Below are 22543 nucleotides of genomic sequence, written 5' to 3' on the forward strand. Positions count from 1 at the left end.
CCACACAAACGTTCGTCCTCACTCAAAAAATTCTATACCCCTGTCATGAAAATGATGGGGGTTTTTCTTTACTAGAATTATGTATATTTCTGAAGGAAATAGTCAATCATAAGGCTATGTAATAAGTTGTAATGCTGAGAATGCTCCTGCCCCAAAACAGATCAAACTTATAAGTGAGAAAATTAGTGTAATATAGAAAAATAGGTATTCCTTATCACTTTTTGGCTGCTTTTGCTGTGTTAATTTTCTATGTGTCATATAGGCGCAGAATGTTGCTCCAATTGCACATACTATTCCTGCTAAGAATAATGCGAGAGTCAAATAAAGAGTACATTTTTCTGAGGTGTCAAATTTTGGTAAAGCAGACAATATTGCAATTATTGCTGAACCATTTGCTATGTAAATCATACTCAACCCAAGTTTTGCAAATTCTATAAGTCCCGACTTGATATGATCATTAGATATTGTGTGTGATGTATTCTGATCTTCTACCATGGTTGCCTCCTAAAATTTATTTCTTAAATAATGTCTTATGGTAAATTTGCTTTGCATTATTAATGTCCTCTTCACTTAATTGACAGATAAATAAAATAAGTTCTGGTGAATAACACCAACTTGAAATTTTTCTATTTAGTTTCCATGCATATTTATATCTGTGATTTTCAGCGTTACGCAGATTGAAATAACTGCATATAGCCTGATCATTGATCTATTGTATGGATGAGTCTCATTTGGGTTTTTTGGTGGTGGTATAACTATTTTGCTCGTTGAATTATTATCAATCCCAACTATTATGTCAGCTTTATCTATCTTTTTGATGCTGTTTAGTTGCAAATTATATGAAACTAGCAATCTGTTAGTGTCTGATGTGTTTTCCAGAGTTTCCATAATTTCTTGCATAAAATCATTTTTATATTCATGATCTGTTGTATTGCCAGCTAAGAATTGTATTGGATCTGGTGCTAAGATAAAACTTAGGGGGAGTTGGACATGATTGACGAGTTTAGCTATATCACTTTTAAAGAAGTGTAGGCAGATATCTCTGTAGTTTATGATAGCTGCCTGAATGAGAGCATGTATTGCTTGCTGGGTTAAATAGTCTTCATAATAATGGATTGAATTATTTCTATACTCTATTAGTTTTTCTAAATTTTTTTCAAGATCAGATAGCCTTATTTCTTTAGGTAATAGATCTCTAAGTTCTTTAAGTCCATCTAATAAATTTACTGTATTATTCTCAGATTCGTCTTTATAAATATTTAGATTATTCTCGATTAAGGCTGCTAGTATGAGTAGTTGCCATGCATTAATGAATAATATAACACAGACTTCCTCGCGATAATTGAATTGAGGTTTATTATATATTTCTATTCCAGCTAAAATTGCGCTTTTGCTATTTTCTAGCAACTTGTTACGGTCTATGAGTTTTCCCATATTAACTCCTGCATAATTTGGGGTAAATGCCTTTGGACTCACATACAGCTATTTTGTTTTTTGTGTTTTTGATTTTTTTTTGGAATCTTGCTAGATCATTTTTGTCAAAGTAACAGATATATATTTCTTTATCCTTTCCAGACATCAATGCCTCTAATATATGCTCGTCATTCTGGAATGAGCAGCCAAATACGACAATTTTTTCTTCTGCTTCTAGCTTTTTATAACAATGTTTTAGATAGTCATCAGTTAAGATTGCCCATAACTTATATTTAGATCTACTGGCATAGACGAGTAATGGATCGTTCTTACTAATTTCTTCCCATTTTTCATCTATAAAAGCCTGTTGCACTTCTTGATAGACATTTTGTATCGCTGTAAGCAGATCTATTCCATTATCGTTATCACTGGTTATTTTTTTATATTGCTGATTTTCCTCACTTATATGCAATAAGTGAAAAGCCCCATGTAAGTAGTACAATCCATTATCCCCATATCTTTCTTGTATTTCACACGCAGAAATTGCCTCCTTGGAAAACCCATCCTTATGAGTTTTATACTTTGCATTGCTTCTTGGTATTAGAACATCATAGTTTAATGTGTATATATTCTTAAATTTTTTTAGAAAGTTCTCTGGGATATATTTATAGTTTGTGCTTTCGATTTGTTTTTGAAGTTTCTGGTAGTACTGAAATATCTTTAGACCATATTCAATTCTTATGAAATTGAAGAATTTTTCTGAGCATTCTATATGTAATTCCTTTTCTGTGATCAATCTAAGTGTATCTCGCAAAAATATCTTATAAAATTCCTCATCTGGATTTTTCCAGCATTCCCCATAAACACATTTCGTCAGGCCATTGCCACAAAGAAGTGAATACTCATCTGATTTTATTTTTTCGACTAATTCATCAACGCTTATCTCGCCTAATTCTATTCCATCATCACACATATGGATATATCCGTGTTTGTGATCGGTGTTGAAGAGGATATAATTTTAATCTTTTAAATCAAGGCCCCATTTAAAAATCGATGCCACGTTTCTTATAACGATACCAAGTGAAGAGAGTAATAAACAGGAATATAAATGTTACAAAGCCCAGCATAAAAAAAGTGGTTGTTTCTGATGCATCAGCCAATAAAAAGGTTATCCCACCCATCAGAATGGTAAGAAGAAGATAAACGATTGAAACGGTTGGAATGGATTTAGATCCATTTTGATAGGGGCCAATTTGATAGATACGCATGGCTCTGTCATTAATTTCATTAATGTAGGATTTTTTTTGGCGACACTCGTCACTACATACCACGGCATTATCATAAAGTTGATGGCAATTTTTGCACAACCCTTTAGCGCAAACTGCGCAGATGCCAATAGCGGGAGTCGTCTCGTGGTTATAGCAATTCATGAGCATATCCTCATTGGTTGAGTGCCATTTTAAATCTAAACTCAGTTAATTATATATGTTTATTGGTATTTATTTCAATCGCTCGCCGTAATATCAACGATTCTTAGTGCGACGACAATTGCAAGTCAGGATGAATCTGTTTATCATAAGGGGATCCAATATAAAAAGTATTCCGCTGATGACTCAACCTTCTTATAATTTTCATGTTTTTATTTGCCAAAATGAGCGCCCAGAGGGGCATCCACGTGGGTGTTGCCATTCTAAAGGATCATCACAACTTTTAACTTATATGAAAAGTAAGGTGAAAGAGCTTGGAATTTCGCAAACACGAATCAATAAGGCAGGGTGTTTGGATCAATGTGAGTCAGGGATTGCTGTCGTGATTTATCCAGAAGGAATCTGGTATCAGATTAAAACAACTCAGGATGTTGATCAGATTGTTGAATCTCATCTACAGCAAGGGAATATTGTTCAGCATCTATTGATTAAAAACTCTTAACTAATTTTCCCCATATCTTATTTTAAAAATTTTACATACCATTTAATTATGATGATTATCATTTAGGTGATTAAATGGATGACAATAAACTTGCTGAAGGTTCTTTGACAATTGGTGAATCAATTATTATGGGAGTTTCGGGAACGTCTCCATCTTATAGTGCTGCGGCTACATCTGCAGCTTTAATTGCTGCTGTTGGGGTCTATTCCCCTGGAAGTGTCTTGGCATGTGGTATTATCATGCTGGGGATAACTTTTTCTTTTATGTATCTGAATCGTCTAAGCCAGAATGCTGGCGCATCATATGTTTGGGTGCGTATGGTTTTTAATCAAACACTGGGATTTATGGCCGGCTGGTCATTGCTTGTGGCAACTGCGCTCTTTATGGTGTCAGGGACTATTCCTGCAGCGGCAGCAACTTTGGCTTTAATTAAACCAAGTTTTGTTGATGATACCTTTTGGGTAACATTTATTGCAGGATGTTGGCTGACTTTTGTAAGTGTTATTATCCTCAAAGGAATCCGTCAAACTAGTATAGCACAGGTCATATTTACAGTCCTTGAAGTTGGAATTATGGTTATTATCATGGTTCTTGCTCTTATTGCTTTTATAAAACAACCAGTCAGATCAATTGATTTGAATATGTTTAATCCATTTAAGATGACTTTTGATGTTTTTGTGAAGGGGGCTTTGATTTCCCTGTTTTTCTTTTGGGGGTGGGATGTCACGATGAATTTGAATGAGGAAACTAAGGATGCTCATTCAATTCCAGGTAGAGCAGCATTTTGGTCAATGATCCTTAATATTGCTTTGTTTGCGACGTTTATTTTATGTACGTTAATTGCTTTGACTGATCAAGAAATCCAAGCAGCCAATACAAATGTGTTACTTAAAATTTCTGAGAAAATACTGCCTCAACCTTGGGGGGCTTTGGCTTTGATTAGTATCATTATGAGTACAGTTGGAACAATTGAAACATCTATTTTACAGTTTACACGCACATTATTTTCCAAATCACGGGATGGCGTTTTGAATAAAAGATGGTCTAAGGTTCATTCAACATGGAGAACGCCCTGGACTGCAACGCTATTGGTCTGGGCATTGGGGATATTATTCCTGTTTATTGCTTCACAGAAACCAACTGTTCGCGCTATTATTGATACATCAATAGATGTTATTAGTTTTCAAGTAGCATTTTACTATAGTCTGTGTGCTTTTGCTTGTGCTTGGCATTATCGAAATGTTATAAACGAAAGTTTTTCAAAGGCAATGCTATTAATTGTTTGGCCTTTAGTTAGTGCGATTACGCTTATTTTTATGGCTGTTTATTCTGCTCTTTTTTCCTTTGATGCTCAGACTGTTGCAATAGGTTTAGGGGGGATTTTGATTGGTATTGTGCCGATGATTTGGAATCGACGACGTGCTAGGGTTGAATCACCGTCTCCCACAATATCCGCAATTGATCCGGTGAGCTAAGGCGATGATCACCGTCTTTGATCAATCTGACTTGTACGTCTTTTGATTCGAGTTTTTCCATAATGCGTAAAGATGTTTCATATGGGACATCTTTATCTGCTGTGCCATGCAACAGGCGAACCGGTACAGATATGGTCATAGGCGTACGCAGGAGTAAATTATTACGACCATCAAGGATGAGGTCATAGGATAACGGCGTTCCTTGTGCAGAATACTCGCTTGGGGTATAGATGCAACCTTCTGATTCTAAGAGCTGACGCTTTTCATCAGATAATTTTGGCCAAATTAAGTCTTCAGTAAAATCAGGAGCACTGGCAATTCCAACGAGTTTTTGCACGAGTGAGGGGCGCATCTGAGCCAATAATAACATAAGCCAGCCCCCCATGCTTGAGCCGACAACAGTAAGATTTTGTGCTTTTGTATGATCTAAAACAGCCAAAATATCCTTAAGCCATCTTGATATTGTTCCTTCAATAAACTTTCCGCCAGACTGACCATGACCAGAGTAGTCTAAGCTAAGGAATCCATATCCATGAGCAGAGGCGTGTTCTTTGAGGAATAAAGCTTTGGCGCCAGACATGTCTGAGAAATAACCGGGGAGAAAAACAATGGTTGGTGCACCTTCTATTGGTTTATAGGTATATGCTAGATCATAGGCGGGGAGGGATAGAAATTGTGTTGTCATGATGTTATTCAAATCAATATGTTTTCTTTAGTATAATCGATGAACTGGATTTCTGTGAATGTTAAATTGCCATAATTCTGGATCCATTCATTTTTAGCCAATGGATGTGGTGACGATAGTTAGGGCAATGACAGGCAACCAATTGCCAGAATGATTTGGAATGATTCATGTGCTGAAGGTGGGCGAGTTCATGAATGATTACGTATTCCATGACATCGGGCGGGGCCATCATGAGTCGCCAAGATAGGGAAATATTGCCTTCAGAAGAGCAGCTTCCCCATCTAGATTTTGTATCACGAATTGAAATTTTCTTTGGATGAAGATTCATTCTGATTGCTTGTTTTTTTAATATTTCAGGTAATGCTTTTTTGAATTCGCGTTGAAAAATAAAACGAGTATTCAGGCGATCTTGGAATAACGTTTTATCTATGATTAATTGGTGTTTGTCGTGGTTAAGTTGATATAAAGTACGCCCCGGAACGGTTGCTGTTTTTATTGTGTAAGGCGTTCCTTGGAATAAGATTGTGGATGTATCAATCTGGGTTCGTTTTTGGTTTTGTTGGGTCATCCACGAATCATAGCGATTCAAAAAAGCCACAAGGTCAGCTTTTTTTGATGATGGGGCGGCTGTAACTGAAAATCCTGTGTTGGGATCAAACTTGAGCGTTAGTCTTTTGGCGCGGCTATGAATTCGGATGGGGATATCCCCCACAATCGGGTGTTGATAGGATTGAGGGAGAGGATCCTTACGGAATAGGGATAAAGTCATAGTCTGTTGCTTGTCCTTTAATCCAAGTCATTTGCCTTTTTGCATATTGGCGTGTTGCTGTTTGCCCAAGTTCAATAGCTTGCTTATGTGAAATTTCACCCTTAATATAGGCCGTTAATTCTTTGACACCAACAGCGCGTAAAATTGGTGAATCTTGACGGATAGGGGTATTTATGAGGGTTTTGACTTCATCAAGAGCTCCCCCCTCTATCATCATGGTGAATCGCAAGTTGATGCGGTTATGCAGCCATTCTTTGTCCGGAATCAGGGCTATTTTCTTAAAATCATAGTCTGGTTTCGTCGGTTGAATTTTCTGCCAGTCGACAATTGATTGGCCTGTTGTCAGTTTGACTTCATAAGCTCTTGTTAAGCGTTGTTTGTCATTGGGTTTGAGCAGATCTCTAATCTGTGGGTCAAGAGAGCAGACCAGATCATAAAAATCGTCTTGTTGTGCTTGGGTGCGGACTTGATCGCGAATTGCTGGTGGGATGTCTGGGATAGGGGACAGACCATCCGTGAGCGATTTCAGGTACATCCCTGTTCCGCCAACCACAATGGGGTGATTGCCACGGGACAAAATCTCATCGATTTTGGCGAGGCATTCGGTGGCCCACCAACCGGCTGAGCTGATTTCAGAATCTCCTAAAATTTCGAAAAGATGATGGGGTGCTTCTTGTTTTTCCTCTGATGAGGGACAGGCTGTTAAGATGGGAAGATGGCGGTAAAGCTGCATACTATCGGCATTAATAATTTCCCCGTTTGTCCTTCTGGCGAGTTCTATCGCCATGGCGGTTTTGCCGCTGGCGGTGGGGCCGGTTATTATGGTGACTGTCATGCTGCTCCATCGACGGCGTAATGTTCTGGAATATTTTTCTGTAGAACGTTGTTTGTGCTTAAGAATAATGCGAAACGATTATATTGATCAACATTTAGCTTGCCAATTGAGTCAGGTAACATCTCAATAACGGTCATGAATATTTTTTTGTTTTTATCTGTGTCCTGTTCAGGGGCTATTTTTATATAATGGGTCCAGGCTTGCTCTGGGCTATATTTCATAAGATCGGCAACTTCTTGCAAGGCTGTGACAAAAGTCTGGGCATCCGATAAATTATGACGATTGGCAACAATGATACCTTGATCATAGGTTGGTATCCCATTGTCTTCGTAATAAAAAACAGAAACGTCAGATTGGTGTTCCTTAATGTCTGCCAATTCATAGGTGCGATAGGCACTAAAGATCGCATCAACTGTCCCAGATAAAAAGGCTGAGACCATACCGGATGTAATCGGAATTAAGGTCACATCGCTGACTTTGAGATTCGCTGTTGCCAGAATGGCTGCAATGCTCAGTTGTGCAAATTCAACGGAACTCGATGTATAGCCAATCCGTTTTCTTTTTAGATCGGCAATTGATTTAATTTTGTTGTTCGTTATTAAACACTCAAGGGGGCGATCAATAAATGTCGCAATTCTTACCAAGGGCATGTTCTGATTGGTACAACGGATCAAATGAGCGGATTGTTTAGAGACGGCAAAATCAGCAGCACCTGCAGCTACTTGACGGCTCCCTTCTTCGGATCCCCCTGCAGAGATGAGTTCAACCTCAAGGCCGTGTTTTTCAAAAATCCCGGACTGCTGCCCAACGACTAAGATGGCATGATGTGGGTTCAAGAACCAGTCAAGGTAGACTTTGACTGGTTTTGCTTGGGCGAATGAAAGGGAGGCTACAACTAGGAATAATCTCAAAAACAACCTAAACTCCCTCGTTCTTCCAATACAATAAACGATTTTGAATTAGGGCGACCAAGGCATTTAAACTTAAGGCCATAATAACGAAAATTAGAATACACGAAAACATAAGGTCTAATTGCATGCGCCCGTGGCTGAGCATAATCAAATAGCCCAAACCATTGGTTGAGCCAATCCAATCAGCGGCAAGCACGGTGATCGGGGCATGGACGGCCGCAATGCGAATGCCGCTGAGTAAATGGGGCAACGCTGATGGTAATAAAATATGCCGCCATGTGGCATTTTGTTTAGCATGAAAGGCCCGAGCTAAATCGCGGTAGGTTGCCGGGCATTGAGTGATTCCCTGGATCAAGCTGGCTGCCATAGGAAAGTAGGCCGACAGAGCAACAACAAGGACTTTGACGCCACCACCTGTTCCAAACCATAAAACGAATAGAGGAAGTAAAACAAACATGGGGATGGCTTGCATAATCAAGAAAAACGACATAAAGCTCTTTTGTGCCTTATCTGATTTGTGGGTCCAGTACCCTGTGAGGAGTGTGGCTGCAAGAGATAAAAGTAACCCACCGGCAATTTCCAGGATCGTCAGAATAGCATGTCGTCCTAAGAGATTCGGGTTGTTGATGATATAAGCTATTACTTTTTGCGGTGTCGGTAGAAAATATTCCGGAACATCGACGCCGTAACTTAAAGCAACCCAAACTGTCAATACCGATACGATTAAATAAGCCATTACCAGCTCCCCTGTAATTGATTAACCAAATCTGCGGCATAGCGTGTCACAAAAGGATGTGTGAGTGGGCGAGGTGTTTGACCTGTGATCGGATAATCCAGATAATAGAGATGGGAGGGTTTCCCTGCCATTAAGTAAATTCGATCAGACAGGCGCATAATTTCTTGGGGATCATGGCTGACCATCAGAACAGTTTTATCAACAAGCAGTTTAGTAACCAGGGGATACAACTCTTCACGAGTTAAAGGATCCAAGGCGCCGAATGGTTCATCTAGCAAGACAAGATCCGCTTCTTGGTACAATGTACGTGCCAAGGCTACGCGTTGACGCATTCCTGTTGATAGTTGATGGGGTAGGGCATTCTCGCTGCCCCGAAGGCCAACATTAATCAAGAGGCGATTGGCGCGTTTGTAATCTGCCTCATTTCCTGTCAACAGATCCGAAATAACAATATTATCAAGGGAAGATTTCCATGGTAAGAGTTGGTCATTCTGGGTCATGAGAACTGTCTTGAGTGGTGTTTTTAGGCGTTCGAGGCCGCTGAGGCAACGCATCAATGTTGTTTTGCCAACGCCACTGCGGCCTACAAGCCCTGTCCATCCTTTAAGAACAAGATCAATGCTTGTCTCATTAAATACCGTCACATCACCAAAGCGAAAATGGGGGATTTGCAGGTGAAGAAGCTCTTGTTCAATTAATTTTGGAGCAGCTGTCATCAGATCGCCTAGTTTGTTCTTTTTCTTTAAAATACAATGCTATGTAGAAAAGATGCAAGGATAAACTGTTTTAACGTGAGTTCGGCCTATAAAACATGAAACATGTCCGTCATTCCCGGCTAGGAATTCTCGGTTTCGAACGAAAACCGCAAGCGTTTTTTGGATTGGGAACCCATGAAAAAATGCTGGATCCCCGATTAATCAAAGCTAAGGCTTTATGGCTATAATCTGAATGGCTGGCATATGGTTGTAATTATACTGTCCGTCAGGTTTTTGTGTTTGTAGATTTTTCTCGACCCTAAAACCTGCCCGTTTTAACCCGTTGATAACATCAGCCTCGGTGACTTTCGTTAAGTTATATTGAAACTTGGGTTCGCCATATTGACTACCATGAACTGCGCCCATTTCACCGAGCCAATGTGGTGATTTTTCTTCAAATAGGAGTGTATAGGGGCGATAGTCGCGGTTCATATAATGTGAGTTGATCTCATTTGGTGAGGGTGGACCTTCTCTGTGGTTCTCATAGAATTGATTATCAGGGGTAATTTCTGCCAAGAATAATTTGCCGCCAGGTTTTAGGTAGTTAAAAATATTTTTCAGCATTTGGTCTATATTTTTTCCTGGAAAATACTTAATGAGGTACCCCATGAAAACAACGTCAACAGAGTTTTCTGGTAATGTCAGTTGATCTGCGCTTTTCGTTGTTAAGTAAAGATTCCCTGCCTTATCCGGGTGATCTTGTAACATGTAATTCCCTGCTTCGATCAGGGCGTCAAGTGATTGTTCGCATAGGATAACGTGGTTGTTAGAAAGGGTATAGCGGATTGAGTTCAAACCGATAGAGGATCCCAAGTCAACGATGGTGAGATTCTGTTGATCTTTCAAGTAATCATGGTATGCTTTGTGGACGGCTTCTTCCTCGATAACAACTGATCCACAGTCTTGACCATTTCTGCAAAAATCCCTTGCATTAAAATTACCGGTGACTGTTTGGCTCCAAAAACTTGAGCGAGTCCTGTTTTGTTCTGCTAGGCCAGAAAAATCCCAGTTTGCATTTGGTGCTGTCTTTAGAGAATTTTTGCCATGTGCTAATATACTAAATGGGATGCGATCACTTGCGCTGATAGCAACAGGTTGCCCATTAAATTTATTTTTTAGTTCTAATAATGTCTCCTGCTCGATGTCGTCTACAAATTTATAATTTTTTACCTCAAACTTGCGCGATGCTTCATCGATGAAATTACCAGAAACATTGGGCTGAGGGTTGCTTAGAGTTACGTCGTAAAAATTGTCTGGTGTAAATCCTGTTGAGAAAGTGTGAGTATCATTGGTAGGCCTTATGAAAAAATATGCGTTATTCGGTGTTGGTTGTTCGTAGCTGATATGTTGCACAGATGATTGAGATGCTCCAAACAACTGATCGTGTACTTTATATTGTTTGTGCCGTTCAATAAACAAGGCTGTCTCTGAGTTTTCTTTGCCAGGTGTAGGGGTGAATTCTTTAAGTTCGCCTCTGATCCCCTCTAGGGTATCTGAAGTTACGGTAATATCTAATTTTTCTTTTAATTTTTCTTTGAATTTAAACAGGATCATTTCAGGACTGTAACATCTGTTAAAACCGCTCTTGCTTAAATCAATAATGATGTCTGTCAGCGTGTTTCCGGGGTACTGTTCTTTAAACATCTCGTGTATTTTATCTATTGGAATGTTGGTATTCTCGTGAATTTTCTGAACCAGTGGGGGGTAGAGCGTTTCGGCAAATGTCTGCCCGGTTGCAGGATCCTTGGAAATCAGTTTTTGATAGCAAGCATTATTTTCTCGAGTCGCTGATACGGCTTGTTTTTCAGCACCAGGCATACCAAAGGTAAATGGATGCTCCGAGGCATTAGTGAAACTTAATATCAGATTAAGAAGGATAAAAAGTGATTTCATGGATGTCTCTCCTGACTATTCTCTATGAGATCATAGGGGATCTTGGTTAATTTATCGTTAAACGCTGTTAAATGTGCTATAGTGTTGAAAAAACGATAGGATAAGTCATGAAAAAATTCGGTTTTATTGCTGTGGTGGGCGAACCTAATGCGGGTAAATCAACATTAATTAATCAGTTGGTCGGACAAAAAGTTTCAATCGTATCACCTAAGGTTCAAACAACGCGTCAACGGATTTTGGGGATTGCAATCTCTGGGGAGGCTCAGCTTGTATTAATTGATACGCCCGGGATTTTTGCGCCGAAAAAGCGTCTCGATCGCGCTATGGTCGCTTCGGCTTGGGAAGCTGGTAAAGATGCTGATCAAATTATTTTGATTGTGGATGCTAGTCAAAAAAATCAGGCGCGTAGTTTGGAAATTTTAAAAGGTCTCGATGGCCGTAAGGTTATTATAGCGTTGAATAAAGTGGATGCTGTTGATAAAGCAAAACTTCTTAAGATAGCGCAACAATATAGCGCTTTTGACATTGTGAGTGAGATCTTTATGATTTCGGCTTTGACGGGAGATGGTGTTGCTGATTTGATGGGGTATTTGGTATCTCAGGCACCCGAGGGAATTTGGATGTTTCCTGAGGATGATATTACGGATATGCCGCAACGTCTGTGGGCGGCTGAAATTACGCGTGAGCAATTATATCACCAACTCCATCAAGAGCTGCCCTATGAAACGTTTATTGAAACAGAGGCTTGGGAGGAATTTGACAACGGCGATGTTAAAATCAACCAAGTTATTTATGTGAACCGAGATAGCCAGAAATCGATTATTCTAGGAAAACGTGGTAGTAAGATTAAGGAAATCAGCCAAGCCGCGAGAACTGAGCTCGCAAGCTTATTGGGGCGTAAAGTTCATCTATATTTATACGTAAAAGTTGCTGAAGACTGGTCAGAAAAAGCGGCATTCTATCGGAATGCAGGGCTCGATTTTAACGCATGAAATGGCAGGCTGAGGGATTGATTTTAAGTGTGCGCCGTCACGGTGAATCATCGGCGGTTGTGAGCCTTTTGACTCGAGATTATGGGCGTCATGCTGGGATAGTCCGATTGACCCAGAAAAATAGGTCTGTCATTCAACCGGGGAATTATGTTCAAGCAAGTTGGTCGGCTCGATTGCCTGAACATCTGGGGTCGTTTCAAGTTGAGTTAATCTCAGCATCCGTTGCGCGCGTTATGTCGGATTCTTTGCGCTTAACGGCACTGCTTTCTCTATTTTCGACACTGGATCGTTTGTTGGCTGAACGTCACCTGTATCCGGAAGTTTTTGACTTGACTCTTAGTTTGGTCGAGATGATTTGTCAAGAAGGTGACGGATGGCTTAAATTGTACGCAAGGTTTGAGCTCAGGTTATTGGATCAGTTGGGGTATGGCCTGGATTTATCGCGGTGCGCCGCGACAGGCGGGAGTGATAATTTAGCTTATGTTTCGCCAAAATCCGGGCGTGCTGTGAGTCAAGCTGCCGGGGCACCCTATGCGAATCGTCTTTTTGCGTTGCCGAGTTTCTTGTTAAATGATAGCCTTCCTAGCTTGGAACAAATAAGGCAAGCCTTGCGTTTGACAGGGTATTTTATTGCGAAAAACTTTTTTGACGGGGTAGAATCTGATGCGCGGGCACGATTAACCCATGTATTAATGCTTGAAAAGTAGAAAATTTTAGTAAAACATTAATATATAGTTGTTATCGTTATGGTAGATAGTTCTACTTTGTAAAGGGTTAAAAATGACCAAGCCTTGTCCGATTTGTAATTTTAAACTTCATAATCATGATGAAGTTGTTGGTGAAAAATTTATTGATGTCCATTGCCATGACTGCGGTGAGTATAAGATGGATAAGGAGCTTGCTCCTCATTTTCGTCGCAAGTTCCTAAGTTTTGATATGTCCAGTGTTGGTGGGCGTGAACTGTATGATTACAATTTGCGCATGATTCGTCGGTTTTTAGCGCGTCATCATCGTGATGTAATCACCGAAACCATGATTAGCGAAATTATTGGCCTTTACCGTCCGCGTCAATAATTAAGATTTTGATCTAAGATAAAGCAGGCTTATGGTCAGGGTCTGCTTTTTTGCGTTTGACATTCTTCATTTCTCTATTATCATGAGAGAGTTGAGGGAATTTATCACTTTTGAATGTTCTTGCTGTCTTCATGTGTGGCTGTTGGTTTTTACATGATCAATCAGCATGTTTTAGCGCGAGTTATATCATCGTATCAAGGGCAAATTTTCCGCTAAGAATCGCTATATATAAAAATAGGGGGTAAATAACACAAGAGGCTGTTGCTGCATCCTGTGTATACAAGAGTGTGGCTGTAACAAGTGTGAGTGACGGTATTGCAATGGCAACAAGTTTCAATTGGTCTTGTAGAATCTGTGACTGTGTTTGGGTGAAGTTAGACGGGGTGTACTTGTCGTGATTTTCTGAAGCGGCTGACTGTTGCAGGGAGAGGAGGGGTTGTAGTCTTTCCGTCGATTCTTCATGTGAAAATGCGACTCTTAGCATGCTAAAGAGTATTAAAAGATTTTTTATTTTCATCGAAAACTTTCAAGAAATAGTGGCTCCCCGAGACGGACTCGAACCGCCGACCCAGTGGTTAACAGCCACTTGCTCTACCGACTGAGCTATCGGGGATCACATGTATAATTATGTATCATATCTTCAGGGAAAGAACAAAGTGTTTTTTTAGTAAATACGAAAAAAAATATAGAAACCTGAAGTGTCGCATTTATGTGACAGGTCTTTGGATAAGATTGGATAAGGAAAAACTATCATTTAAAATTGACTAAAATTTAACTAATATTGAGTTGTATGATATAACTCTTTAGGAATAGAGATAATGATTTCAAAGTCTTCAAAAATTTTAGTTGCAATGGCTGCTATCTTTGCTGGTAATTCAGCATTGGCCAGTGGTTATGGTGTTAAGTTGCAAAGTGGTTACGCAGCCGGTATGGCAAATGCCGGTAGTGGTGTTTCTGATGATGCCTTAGCGATCTATGCCAACCCTGCTGCAATGATTCAAGCAACAACTCACCAAATTGCCGGCCATTTTACCGGTGTGTTTGGAAATACAAAATTCCGTGGAAGTAACTCAACAACAGGTGTTGTTGCCCCTAACGGCGCCTTAGTTCCTGGTGCGATAAATGAGACGGGATCAACAAGAAATGCTGCTAAAAAAGTTGCGGTTCCATCTTTTGGTGTGATTGCTAATGCCCATGATCGCCTTAAAGTTGGTGTTATGGTCCATGCACCGTTTGGTTTGAAGTTTAACTATGGTAATAACGCAATAACACGAGCGCATTCTACCCGTGCAGAAATGACGACAATTAATATTCTACCATCTTTTGCATTGAAAATTATCGATTCATTAGCTTTTGGTGCTGGTTTACAAATGCAGTATTCAAAAGTAGAATTAGCGCGTAAGTACTCTCTAACAAACACGAACATCCCAACAACAGTAACAGGATCAACTTATACCAATATTGGTGGTCGTGATTGGTCAATGGGCTGGACAGCTGGGCTTTATGCAAAGTTATCGAATGCTTGGAAAGTGGGTTTCTCTTATAAGTCAAAGATGATTGCTAATCTCGATGGTAACGGTGAGGCCGTTGTTGGTGGAAATCCGGTCTCTACCTTTAAAGCTGAAGCTAAAGTCCGTTATCCGCATATCTTTACCTTAAGCTCATCTTATGACATTAACTGTGCTTGGACAGTTTTGGCTGATGTGATTTATACACGTTGGGATGCTGTTAAAGACATTTCAATAAGAAGCCACTTGTCAACAGGTCAAAGCACAGATGTTATTCCGCTTAATTGGAAAAACTCTTGGTTCTTTGCTGCAGGTGTGAACTATCGTTTGAACGATAGTCTATCGTTCCGTTTTGGTTATGCTTATGATATGGCGCCATCTCGTACCGCGACTCGAGTTGCGAGTATTCCTGATTCTAATAAACATTGGATTGCGACAGGTGCAACATATAATGTATCTAAGGACGCATCTTTAACAATCAGTTATGGCCATGAATTCTTCCAAAAAGGAAAGATTAATTTGCAACCAGGTGCACAGACTGCGGCTAATGCTGGAACCTTTAACAAGGGTGCTCTTGTTGGTAATGTTCGTAACAGTGTTGATTTGGTCTCAGTTCAATTCAACTACAAGTTCTAAGAATCTTAGGTGCTTTTGCCCGGGGAAACCCGGGTTTTTTATTCGGAGAATGCAATGAAAACATTTTTTTCTATGATATTGATGACAGGTGCAGTGTTTGCCTTTAATCCGGAAGGGTATTGGTTTACAGCCAATAACGATGCCAAGGTTCATATCACTAAGCGGGGTGATGCCTTGTTTGGAACTATTGTTGACCTTAAGGAAAAATGCCGTGATGGTAAGCCGAAAGTTGATATGGAAACGAATCAACCCACAATTGGCCTAGAGATTGTTAAGAATTTTAAACCGGATGGTGAGAATCGTTGGGCAGAGGGAACGGTTCGTGATCCCAAAGAGGGGAAGACTTATTCAGGCACGATTGAAATGCCAAATGATAATCAGCTGCACCTACGTGGTTTTGTTGGAATTGAGTTATTTGGTCGCACTTCTGAGTGGCATCGAGCAACTAAGGACGCTAAGATCCCTGGTTCTGAGAGTGATACAACGTGTTCTAAGTAACTTAGATCTTCATGTTTGTTATACGTGCGCAATTAAAAAGAGTGGCGATTTTCGTTGCTCTTTTTTTGTTGTTAAAGCGTTGTTACTGTCGAGAGTCCAAATCTATAGCCCAACTATAGAGAATCGGTTATATCTGATTAGTAAAAAATAGCGGGTTTATTTGCTGGTTATTTCTTGTGGGGTAGAAAGTGTATGATTTAGAGCTAAGCCTTTCTAGCTCTTATTGCAATAACCCCATAGAGGATTGATTGGTTAATATTTTCTTACTGCCAATTCACCCCATTAATTTCAGTTAATTCCCATAAATTCCCATTGTATCCCATTTAGCCCCATGCTAGATTAATAGTAGGAGAGGGTTGTGGCGCTATTTCTATCATCATTCACAAATAAAATAGATAAAAAAGGACGAGTTTCGATTCCGGCGCCCTTTCGTACCGTTTTGTCTGCACAAAGTTTTCAAGGTATTGTTTTGTTTCGGTCATTGTCTCGCCCCGTTTTAGAGGGATGTGGTTTAGATCGGTTGAATCGTCTGAGTGAACAGTTGGAGAATGGAGAGTTTATCCCGAATGCCGGTCATGATTACAATGCTATGATGTTTGCTGAGGCGCGGATGCTTTCTTTTGATGCGGAAGGACGTATTTCAATCCCGGAAGATTTATTAGCCTATATCGGTGCGCCAGAGCAAATCACCTTTGTTGGTCGTGGCCCAACTTTTGAAATTTGGGCTCCGGCAGAGTTTGATCAAGACCATGAACAGAAACGTCAATCGTTAATGCAACGGAGTCCGGTATGAGCCATATCCCTGTGTTATTAAACGAGATGTTGGATGCCTTGGTTGTTAGGGATGGTGGTCTGTACGTGGATGCGACATTTGGTGGTGGTGGCTACACTAAGGCCATATTGGATCGTGCTAATTGCTGTGTGATTGCTTTGGATCGTGATCCGGATGCCGCTTTGCGGGCAACTGCTTTACAAAAGAAATATCCTGACCGTTTAGATTTTTATGCTGGTGTATTCTCTGATTTGCCTCGGATCTTGGGGCAAAAAAAGGTCGATGGCGTGGTATTTGATTTTGGCGTATCATCCTTTCAAATTGACACTCCGGAACGGGGGTTTTCATTCCGGTTTGATGGGCCGTTGGATATGCGCATGTCTGGCCAAGGTGAGAGTGCTGCTGATATTGTAAACACCTATGACGAGGTTGATCTAGCGAACCTGATCTATAACTACGGGGAAGAGCGCAAGTCACGTCAGATCGCAAAAGCGATTGTTGAGGCTAGGAAACTTAAGCCGATTGAGACAACATTAGAATTGGCAAACCTTATAAAGGCACGGTTAGGCGGTCGTCCCGATGCGCAACATCCTGCAACATTAACATTCCAAGCCTTGCGAATTAAGGTAAATAACGAGTTGCAGGAAATAGAGCAGGGGCTTGAGTTTGCGGAATCCCATTTAAAGCCCGAAGGGCGGTTGGTTGCTGTGACTTTTCATTCACTTGAAGACCGTCTGGTCAAAACGTTCTTAAGACAACGGTCAGCTCGTAAATCAAAACAATCAAGATTATTGCCGGGTGAACAGCCCTTGCCGGCTCCAACATTCTTTGATTTGCATGCAAAAGGCATTGCTCCGTCAAATCAAGAAATATCGACAAATTCTCGATCAAGGTCATCACGATTGCGTGCAGCTGTGCGGTTGCCGTCTGTATTGTGGGAGGGGGATTATGCGTAAAAGTACCCTTTTTGTCTGTGTTGTTGCTGCTTTGATCGGTTTTGGTTTATTTCAGCTAAAATATGAAGTGATGAATCTTGAAGGGCAATACAAGCAAATTAACCGTGAGATTCGAGTTAGTGAAGAATCTGTCTCAGTCTTAAAGGCTGAGTGGGCCCATTTGACAAGTCCTGCGGCTTTGCAGAATATGGCCCGTAAGCATTTAGGTGTTGATACAGTGACACCTAAGCAGCTTGTATCTTTAAAGCGTCGGGTTAATCATAATAAGTCCTCAATGTATCATGATATTTCCTTGAAGGCAAAACCTGAAAAACAAGTGTTGCCAGAAGTAAAAGCTCCTGACTCAGAGTTAGATATGATGCTTGACGAGGCTATTAAGGAAATTAATTATCGTCCTGTGAAGAAAGGGCGCAAATAACTGTTATGAAAAGTTTTTTTCATCGACCTGTCGAGTTTTTAACATATCACATTAATTCTTGGCAAAAACAAATTCATGACCAAAGAATTTTAGAGTCCGCAAGAAATCGAACGTTAGCGATGAGTGGGCTCTTTCTTCTTGCTTTCATTGTGGTTGGTATTCGGTTGGTTGATGTTATGATCTTTAAGGCCAATCATGCAGAAGCGGATCGTGTAATTACGAGTGTTGATCAGCTTTTATCAAAACGAGCTGATATTTTAGATCGTAATGGTGAGATTTTGGCGACGCACTTGGTGACGGGGTCGGTCTATGCCAATCCAAAAGTCATTATTAATCCTGAAGAAGCTGCGCTTAAGCTTCATAAGGTTATTCCCGAATTGAGTTATGAATTTCTTTTGAGACGATTGAAATCAGAACGCGGATTTATTTGGATTGTTCGTCATATCCCACCAAAATTACAGAATGAGATTAATAATCTGGGCATTCCGGGGGTCTATTTGCAGCGAGATGAGCGACGTGTTTACCCCCACGGTAATTTGGTATCTCATGTTCTGGGTTATTGCGGGATTGATAACAATGGCCTTGGTGGCGTTGAACAATATTTTGATACCCGGTTAAGAAAAGCTGCCGGAGAGCCACTTCAACTATCCTTAGACATGAGAATTCAGCATTTAGTCCGTGAGGAATTGCACGCTGCGATTGAAGAATTTTCATGCGTTGGGGCTAATTCAATTGTAATGACCACAGAGGGTGAAATTTTGGCAATGGTGTCATTGCCTGATTTTGATCCCAACTTGCCAAATCAAAATTCAGTTGAAGCAACCTTTAATCGTAATACACTCGGGATCTATGAATGTGGCTCAACATTCAAAATTTTTAATACAGCTATTGCCTTGGATAGTGGTAAGGCTAAACTTACCACGATTTATGATGCGTCAGCCCCGATCAAGGTTGGATCAAAGTCAATTACCGACTTTAAGGGGAAGAATCGCCCCTTAGAAGTCCAGGAAGTTTTCGTTTATTCATCTAATATAGGGTCTGCCAAAATGGCTTTGGATTTTGGTTCCAGGGTTCAGCGTCAATATTTTGACAGATTTGGATTGCTGCGAACCCCTAAGATTGAGTTGCCCGAAGTGGGGGCGCCGATGACGCCCCATCATTGGTCAGATGTCACAACCATGACCCTTGCGTATGGTTATGGAATCGCTATCAGCCCCTTGATGATGATTGATGCTGTCCGTGGTGTTATCAAGGGGTTTCGTAAATACCCTGCAACAATATTAAAACGGGGCGATGATGAGGCTTTGGTTGGTCGAGAAGAGCATCGCATTGTCTCCGATGCTACAGCTTTGGCTATTCGTGATTTGATGCGTCTGGTGATTACGGATGGTACCGCAAAAAAAGCGAATGTTAAGGGATACGAAGTTATCGGTAAAACAGGGACGGCCCATAAAAACCAAGGTCGGCGCGGTTATAATACGGATCGTATAACGTCATTTGTCGGGGCTTTTCCCAAAGATAACCCCCAGTATGTTCTCGTTGTTTTCTTAGATAGTCCGAAACCGACAAAAAATACATACGGATATGCTACTGCTGGATGGAACGCAGCTCCGACGGGTGGAAAAATTATTGCTCGACTTGCCGCACTAATGGGGGTCCAACCGACGGATGATGACGGAATAGGTCATATTAATATCTCGCCTATTACTGAAACAGTAGAAGAGACCGAGGAATAGATTTTTCCTTATATATTCTTAAAATTTAACATATTGTTGACATTTATTAATCATACTATACTTAATATGTTGTCCCTTGCGTAAAAGGAAATAAGATGTCAGGAATAAAAAGCGTTTGTGTTTATTGTGGTGCGTCAACTCGGGTTGATGCTGTCTATCGGGATGTTGCTGCCCGAACAGGGGAGATGCTTGCAAAATCAGGTTTTAATGTCGTCTATGGCGGAGGCCGCCTTGGGTTGATGGGGGTGGTTGCTGACAATGCCTTAGCGAATGGCGCCCATGTGACAGGTTACATCCCGACAATCTTAAGAGAAGCTGAAGGGGCGCATCCTGGCTTATCACACCTTGAAGTTGTTGACTCTATGCACACGCGTAAACGAAAGATGTCTGAATTAGCCGACGCATTCATTATTTTACCGGGTGGCTTTGGTACACTTGACGAATTGTTTGAGATTCTAACCTGGCGTCAATTGCAAATGCACGATAAACCCATCTTTATTATTAATACGAATGGCTATTGGGAACCCTTAAAATCTTTAATTCACAATGTCATTGAGGAAAAATTTGCAACCCCGGCGCACGCAACATTTGCTTCTTTTGTGTCTTCAGTAGATGAAGCAATTGATATGCTTGTAGATGTGCCTGAGCCAGAACTTGGTTTCGCGGGTCAACACGTTTAGGAAAGATTTGTGTGGGGCTTGTTTTTACACTTAAAACGTTAGTCCTACACCGTTCCTTAGGATATTTTCAGCGGCATCTGTATATCGACCGTCAGGGAGATGCAACATTAATCCCTGTGATAGGGTTGTTGCACCGTGGGTTGATTTGCGACCGCGGATGATAACACGTTTTGCAGGTTTTCCTGGGCCAGGCCATAATGGGAAAATTACAATATCGCCCATTTTCCCATGAAAGTAGGATAATATTTCGTGAATTCTGTCTGCGCGATGAATAAAGGTGATCGTCCCTTTGGGGCGCGCCATTAGCAAAGCAAAACGAGCCCACTGCTCAAGTGAGACGTGTCCCTCGGTGTGGGATGTTTGTTTGTGGGGGCTGGCGCTGATATTGGCTTTATGATCTTCAAGATAGGGCGGGTTCGCCATAACATGAGCAAATGTTCCCGCGGCTAAACGTGGTGGTGGTTGTAGTAAATCTCCCCACAAAACCTCGACGCGACCACGCATATTATTCATTAAAATATTATCTGAGGCTAAGCGTACATTTGATCGCTGAATTTCAAGGCCAATGATTTTTGCTTCCGGTGCACGGTTGGCAAGGCAGAGTGCTGCAGCGCCTACCCCTGTTCCTATATCAAGAATAGTCTCTTCCCCCTGAACGGGGATGCTAGCTGCTAGAAAAATAGGGTCAATAGCAACACGGTAACCTTGAGCTGGTTGACGGATGGTAAGACGTCCCCCTAAAAGAGCGTCATCTGTCGTATCAAAAGAATTATTTGGATTTGTTTGCATTTTATGCTTTGTATTCACGATCAGAGGGGTTAAAACTATATACAGAACTTCTCTCAAATTACTATACCATCAATGACTCACCAAGCACTACAGGAAAATAACCCAAGTATAAATGATCAGTTGCAATTGCTTGTTGCTGGCGGAATGGGTCAGGTTGATCAGTTAATTGACGGATATCTGAAAAGTGATGTTCCGCTTATAGAGCAGGCTGCTAAACATATTATTTATTCAGGTGGCAAACGATTGCGCCCATCATTAGTGATTTTATCTTCGCTTATTTATGGGGATGTTTCTTCATCAACAGTTGCTCTTGCTGCTGCTGTGGAATTTATTCATACGGCGACATTGCTCCACGATGATGTGATCGACGAGTCAGGGCTGCGTCGCGGGAAAGACTCTGCTCATAAGATTTGGGGTAATACAGCAGCCATTCTTGTTGGGGACTATTTATTTGCTCGTGCTTTTGAGTTAATGGTTAAGACTGGTGATCTTCGTGTTTTAGATATTTTGTCTCAGGCATCCGCTATTATAACGGCGGGTGAGGTGCGACAATTGGTAGAATCACATTCCTTGGATTTAACTGTTGAATCCTGCCTTGAAATCATGGGGGCAAAGACTTCTGCTTTGTTCGGTGCTGCTTGTCAGGCTGGTGCGTTAGTTGCAGGGGCATCTGTCGATCAAGCGCAATCAATGTATACGTATGGTTATAATTTGGGACTTATCTTCCAGATTGCAGATGATATTTTGGATTATTGTTCAGAAGATCCATCCCGAGGAAAAATCCCCGGGGATGATTTCCGAGAAGGTAAAATTACATTGCCGTTAGTTTTTGCCTATCAGGATGCGCCTCAAGAAGATCGAGACCTTATTCATCGCACATTTGTGGAGTTCGACCAGTGTGCGGGTGACTTCGAGGCTGTTCGAGCAATGATTGATCGTAACCACGGATTTGAGAGAGCGCGCCAATTGGCTGAGACTCTTATTGTGAAGGTAAAGCAAGAAATTGGATTTGTTGGTACCAACCAAGATGTTCTTGTTGGATTATTAGATGAATGTTTGAATCGATATAAGTAATGGCACGGA

26 protein-coding genes and 1 tRNA gene are annotated in these 22543 nt (G+C 40.9%); 13 read left to right on the top strand and 14 right to left on the bottom strand.

The annotated features are described in order from the left end of the window. Positions 1–114: 114 nt before the first annotated feature. From KF820_07285 to KF820_07300, 4 genes are all read right to left on the bottom strand, one after another. Positions 115–495 (bottom strand): hypothetical protein, encoded by a 381-nt coding sequence (locus KF820_07285; GenBank protein ID MBX3458141.1) that lies wholly within the window; start codon positions 493–495, stop codon positions 115–117. Between the two features lie 135 nt (positions 496–630). Then, positions 631–1434, bottom strand: a complete 804-nt coding sequence (locus tag KF820_07290) for a DUF3644 domain-containing protein (protein ID MBX3458142.1) — start codon at positions 1432–1434, stop codon at positions 631–633. 1 nt (position 1435) lies between these two features. Continuing rightward, positions 1436–2386, bottom strand: coding sequence for a DUF4917 family protein (locus KF820_07295; protein MBX3458143.1), 951 nt, complete (start codon positions 2384–2386; stop codon positions 1436–1438). A 70-nt stretch (positions 2387–2456) separates the two neighbouring features. Then, the gene (locus KF820_07300; GenBank protein ID MBX3458144.1) at positions 2457–2843 is read right to left on the bottom strand and encodes a hypothetical protein; all 387 of its coding nucleotides are present in this window, start codon (positions 2841–2843) and stop codon (positions 2457–2459) included. Between the two features lie 178 nt (positions 2844–3021). Here KF820_07300 and KF820_07305 point away from each other — a divergent pair, with 178 nt between their 5' ends. Both KF820_07305 and KF820_07310 read left to right on the top strand, forming a co-directional pair. Beyond that, the gene (locus KF820_07305) at positions 3022–3342 is read left to right on the top strand and encodes a (2Fe-2S) ferredoxin domain-containing protein (protein MBX3458145.1); all 321 of its coding nucleotides are present in this window, start codon (positions 3022–3024) and stop codon (positions 3340–3342) included. A gap of 74 nt (positions 3343–3416) precedes the next feature. Further along, entirely contained in the window at positions 3417–4817 is a 1401-nt protein-coding gene (locus KF820_07310) for an APC family permease (protein MBX3458146.1), read from the top strand. Here the strand turns inward: KF820_07310 and KF820_07315 are convergent. The 7 genes from KF820_07315 to KF820_07345 form a co-directional block, all read right to left on the bottom strand. Further along, the gene (locus tag KF820_07315) at positions 4765–5502 is read right to left on the bottom strand and encodes an alpha/beta hydrolase (protein MBX3458147.1); all 738 of its coding nucleotides are present in this window, start codon (positions 5500–5502) and stop codon (positions 4765–4767) included. The two genes, KF820_07310 and KF820_07315, sit on opposite strands and share 53 nt — an antisense overlap. Before the next feature lie 61 nt (positions 5503–5563). Then, a complete protein-coding gene (locus KF820_07320) occupies positions 5564–6271 on the bottom strand; it encodes a M48 family metallopeptidase (GenBank protein MBX3458148.1) in 708 nt (235 codons plus the stop codon). Continuing rightward, the gene (gene miaA / locus KF820_07325) at positions 6249–7106 is read right to left on the bottom strand and encodes a tRNA (adenosine(37)-N6)-dimethylallyltransferase MiaA (GenBank protein ID MBX3458149.1); all 858 of its coding nucleotides are present in this window, start codon (positions 7104–7106) and stop codon (positions 6249–6251) included. Before miaA ends, KF820_07320 begins: the two co-directional genes overlap by 23 nt. Then, on the bottom strand, positions 7103–8017 hold the full coding sequence (locus KF820_07330) for an ABC transporter substrate-binding protein (GenBank protein ID MBX3458150.1): 915 nt from the start codon (positions 8015–8017) through the stop codon (positions 7103–7105). The genes miaA and KF820_07330 overlap by 4 nt, the downstream gene beginning before the upstream one ends. A 7-nt stretch (positions 8018–8024) precedes the next feature. Beyond that, positions 8025–8753 (bottom strand): ABC transporter permease, encoded by a 729-nt coding sequence (locus tag KF820_07335; GenBank protein ID MBX3458151.1) that lies wholly within the window; start codon positions 8751–8753, stop codon positions 8025–8027. Next, positions 8753–9469, bottom strand: coding sequence for an ABC transporter ATP-binding protein (locus KF820_07340; GenBank protein ID MBX3458152.1), 717 nt, complete (start codon positions 9467–9469; stop codon positions 8753–8755). The genes KF820_07335 and KF820_07340 overlap by 1 nt, the downstream gene beginning before the upstream one ends. Before the next feature lie 207 nt (positions 9470–9676). Continuing rightward, positions 9677–11401 (bottom strand): methyltransferase domain-containing protein, encoded by a 1725-nt coding sequence (locus KF820_07345; protein MBX3458153.1) that lies wholly within the window; start codon positions 11399–11401, stop codon positions 9677–9679. 107 nt (positions 11402–11508) lie between these two features. Here KF820_07345 and era point away from each other — a divergent pair, with 107 nt between their 5' ends. The 3 genes from era (at position 11509) to KF820_07360 (ending at position 13467) form a co-directional block, all read left to right on the top strand. Further along, positions 11509–12393, top strand: coding sequence for a GTPase Era (gene era, locus KF820_07350; GenBank protein ID MBX3458154.1), 885 nt, complete (start codon positions 11509–11511; stop codon positions 12391–12393). Further along, on the top strand, positions 12390–13100 hold the full coding sequence (gene recO, locus KF820_07355) for a DNA repair protein RecO (protein MBX3458155.1): 711 nt from the start codon (positions 12390–12392) through the stop codon (positions 13098–13100). The genes era and recO overlap by 4 nt, the downstream gene beginning before the upstream one ends. Positions 13101–13173: 73 nt before the next feature. Further along, complete coding sequence (locus KF820_07360) at positions 13174–13467, top strand: hypothetical protein (GenBank protein ID MBX3458156.1); 294 nt, start codon at positions 13174–13176, stop codon at positions 13465–13467. Positions 13468–13648: 181 nt separating this feature from the next. On the opposite strand, the gene KF820_07365 is transcribed toward KF820_07360, so the two are convergent. After that, on the bottom strand, positions 13649–13984 hold the full coding sequence (locus tag KF820_07365; GenBank protein MBX3458157.1) for a hypothetical protein: 336 nt from the start codon (positions 13982–13984) through the stop codon (positions 13649–13651). Positions 13985–14004: 20 nt separating this feature from the next. Next, a tRNA-Asn gene (locus tag KF820_07370) sits at positions 14005–14080 on the bottom strand. A 205-nt stretch (positions 14081–14285) separates the two neighbouring features. Between KF820_07370 and KF820_07375 the strand changes: the two genes are divergently transcribed. The 7 genes from KF820_07375 to KF820_07405 all read left to right on the top strand — a co-directional run bounded on the left by KF820_07375 (position 14286) and on the right by KF820_07405 (position 20671). Next, positions 14286–15611, top strand: a complete 1326-nt coding sequence (locus tag KF820_07375; GenBank protein MBX3458158.1) for an outer membrane protein transport protein — start codon at positions 14286–14288, stop codon at positions 15609–15611. A 54-nt stretch (positions 15612–15665) separates the two neighbouring features. Continuing rightward, the gene (locus KF820_07380; protein MBX3458159.1) at positions 15666–16109 is read left to right on the top strand and encodes a DUF2147 domain-containing protein; all 444 of its coding nucleotides are present in this window, start codon (positions 15666–15668) and stop codon (positions 16107–16109) included. A gap of 358 nt (positions 16110–16467) precedes the next feature. Next, positions 16468–16902, top strand: coding sequence for a division/cell wall cluster transcriptional repressor MraZ (locus tag KF820_07385; GenBank protein ID MBX3458160.1), 435 nt, complete (start codon positions 16468–16470; stop codon positions 16900–16902). Then, complete coding sequence (gene rsmH / locus KF820_07390; GenBank protein ID MBX3458161.1) at positions 16899–17837, top strand: 16S rRNA (cytosine(1402)-N(4))-methyltransferase RsmH; 939 nt, start codon at positions 16899–16901, stop codon at positions 17835–17837. The genes KF820_07385 and rsmH overlap by 4 nt, the downstream gene beginning before the upstream one ends. After that, entirely contained in the window at positions 17830–18255 is a 426-nt protein-coding gene (locus KF820_07395) for a hypothetical protein (GenBank protein ID MBX3458162.1), read from the top strand. The genes rsmH and KF820_07395 overlap by 8 nt, the downstream gene beginning before the upstream one ends. Positions 18256–18260: 5 nt before the next feature. Beyond that, positions 18261–19991, top strand: a complete 1731-nt coding sequence (locus KF820_07400; protein MBX3458163.1) for a penicillin-binding protein 2 — start codon at positions 18261–18263, stop codon at positions 19989–19991. Between the two features lie 95 nt (positions 19992–20086). Further along, on the top strand, positions 20087–20671 hold the full coding sequence (locus KF820_07405) for a TIGR00730 family Rossman fold protein (protein ID MBX3458164.1): 585 nt from the start codon (positions 20087–20089) through the stop codon (positions 20669–20671). Between the two features lie 30 nt (positions 20672–20701). Here KF820_07405 and KF820_07410 read toward each other — a convergent pair whose 3' ends face one another. Then, a complete protein-coding gene (locus tag KF820_07410) occupies positions 20702–21460 on the bottom strand; it encodes a methyltransferase (GenBank protein MBX3458165.1) in 759 nt (252 codons plus the stop codon). A 72-nt stretch (positions 21461–21532) separates the two neighbouring features. On the opposite strand from KF820_07410, the gene KF820_07415 reads away from it, so the two are divergent. Then, positions 21533–22534, top strand: a complete 1002-nt coding sequence (locus tag KF820_07415) for a polyprenyl synthetase family protein (GenBank protein MBX3458166.1) — start codon at positions 21533–21535, stop codon at positions 22532–22534. Positions 22535–22543 lie beyond the last annotated feature (9 nt).

The sequence above is a fragment of the Candidatus Paracaedibacteraceae bacterium genome (assembly GCA_019636055.1).
In the GTDB taxonomy this organism is placed as follows: Bacteria; Pseudomonadota; Alphaproteobacteria; order Paracaedibacterales; family Paracaedibacteraceae; genus Paracaedibacter.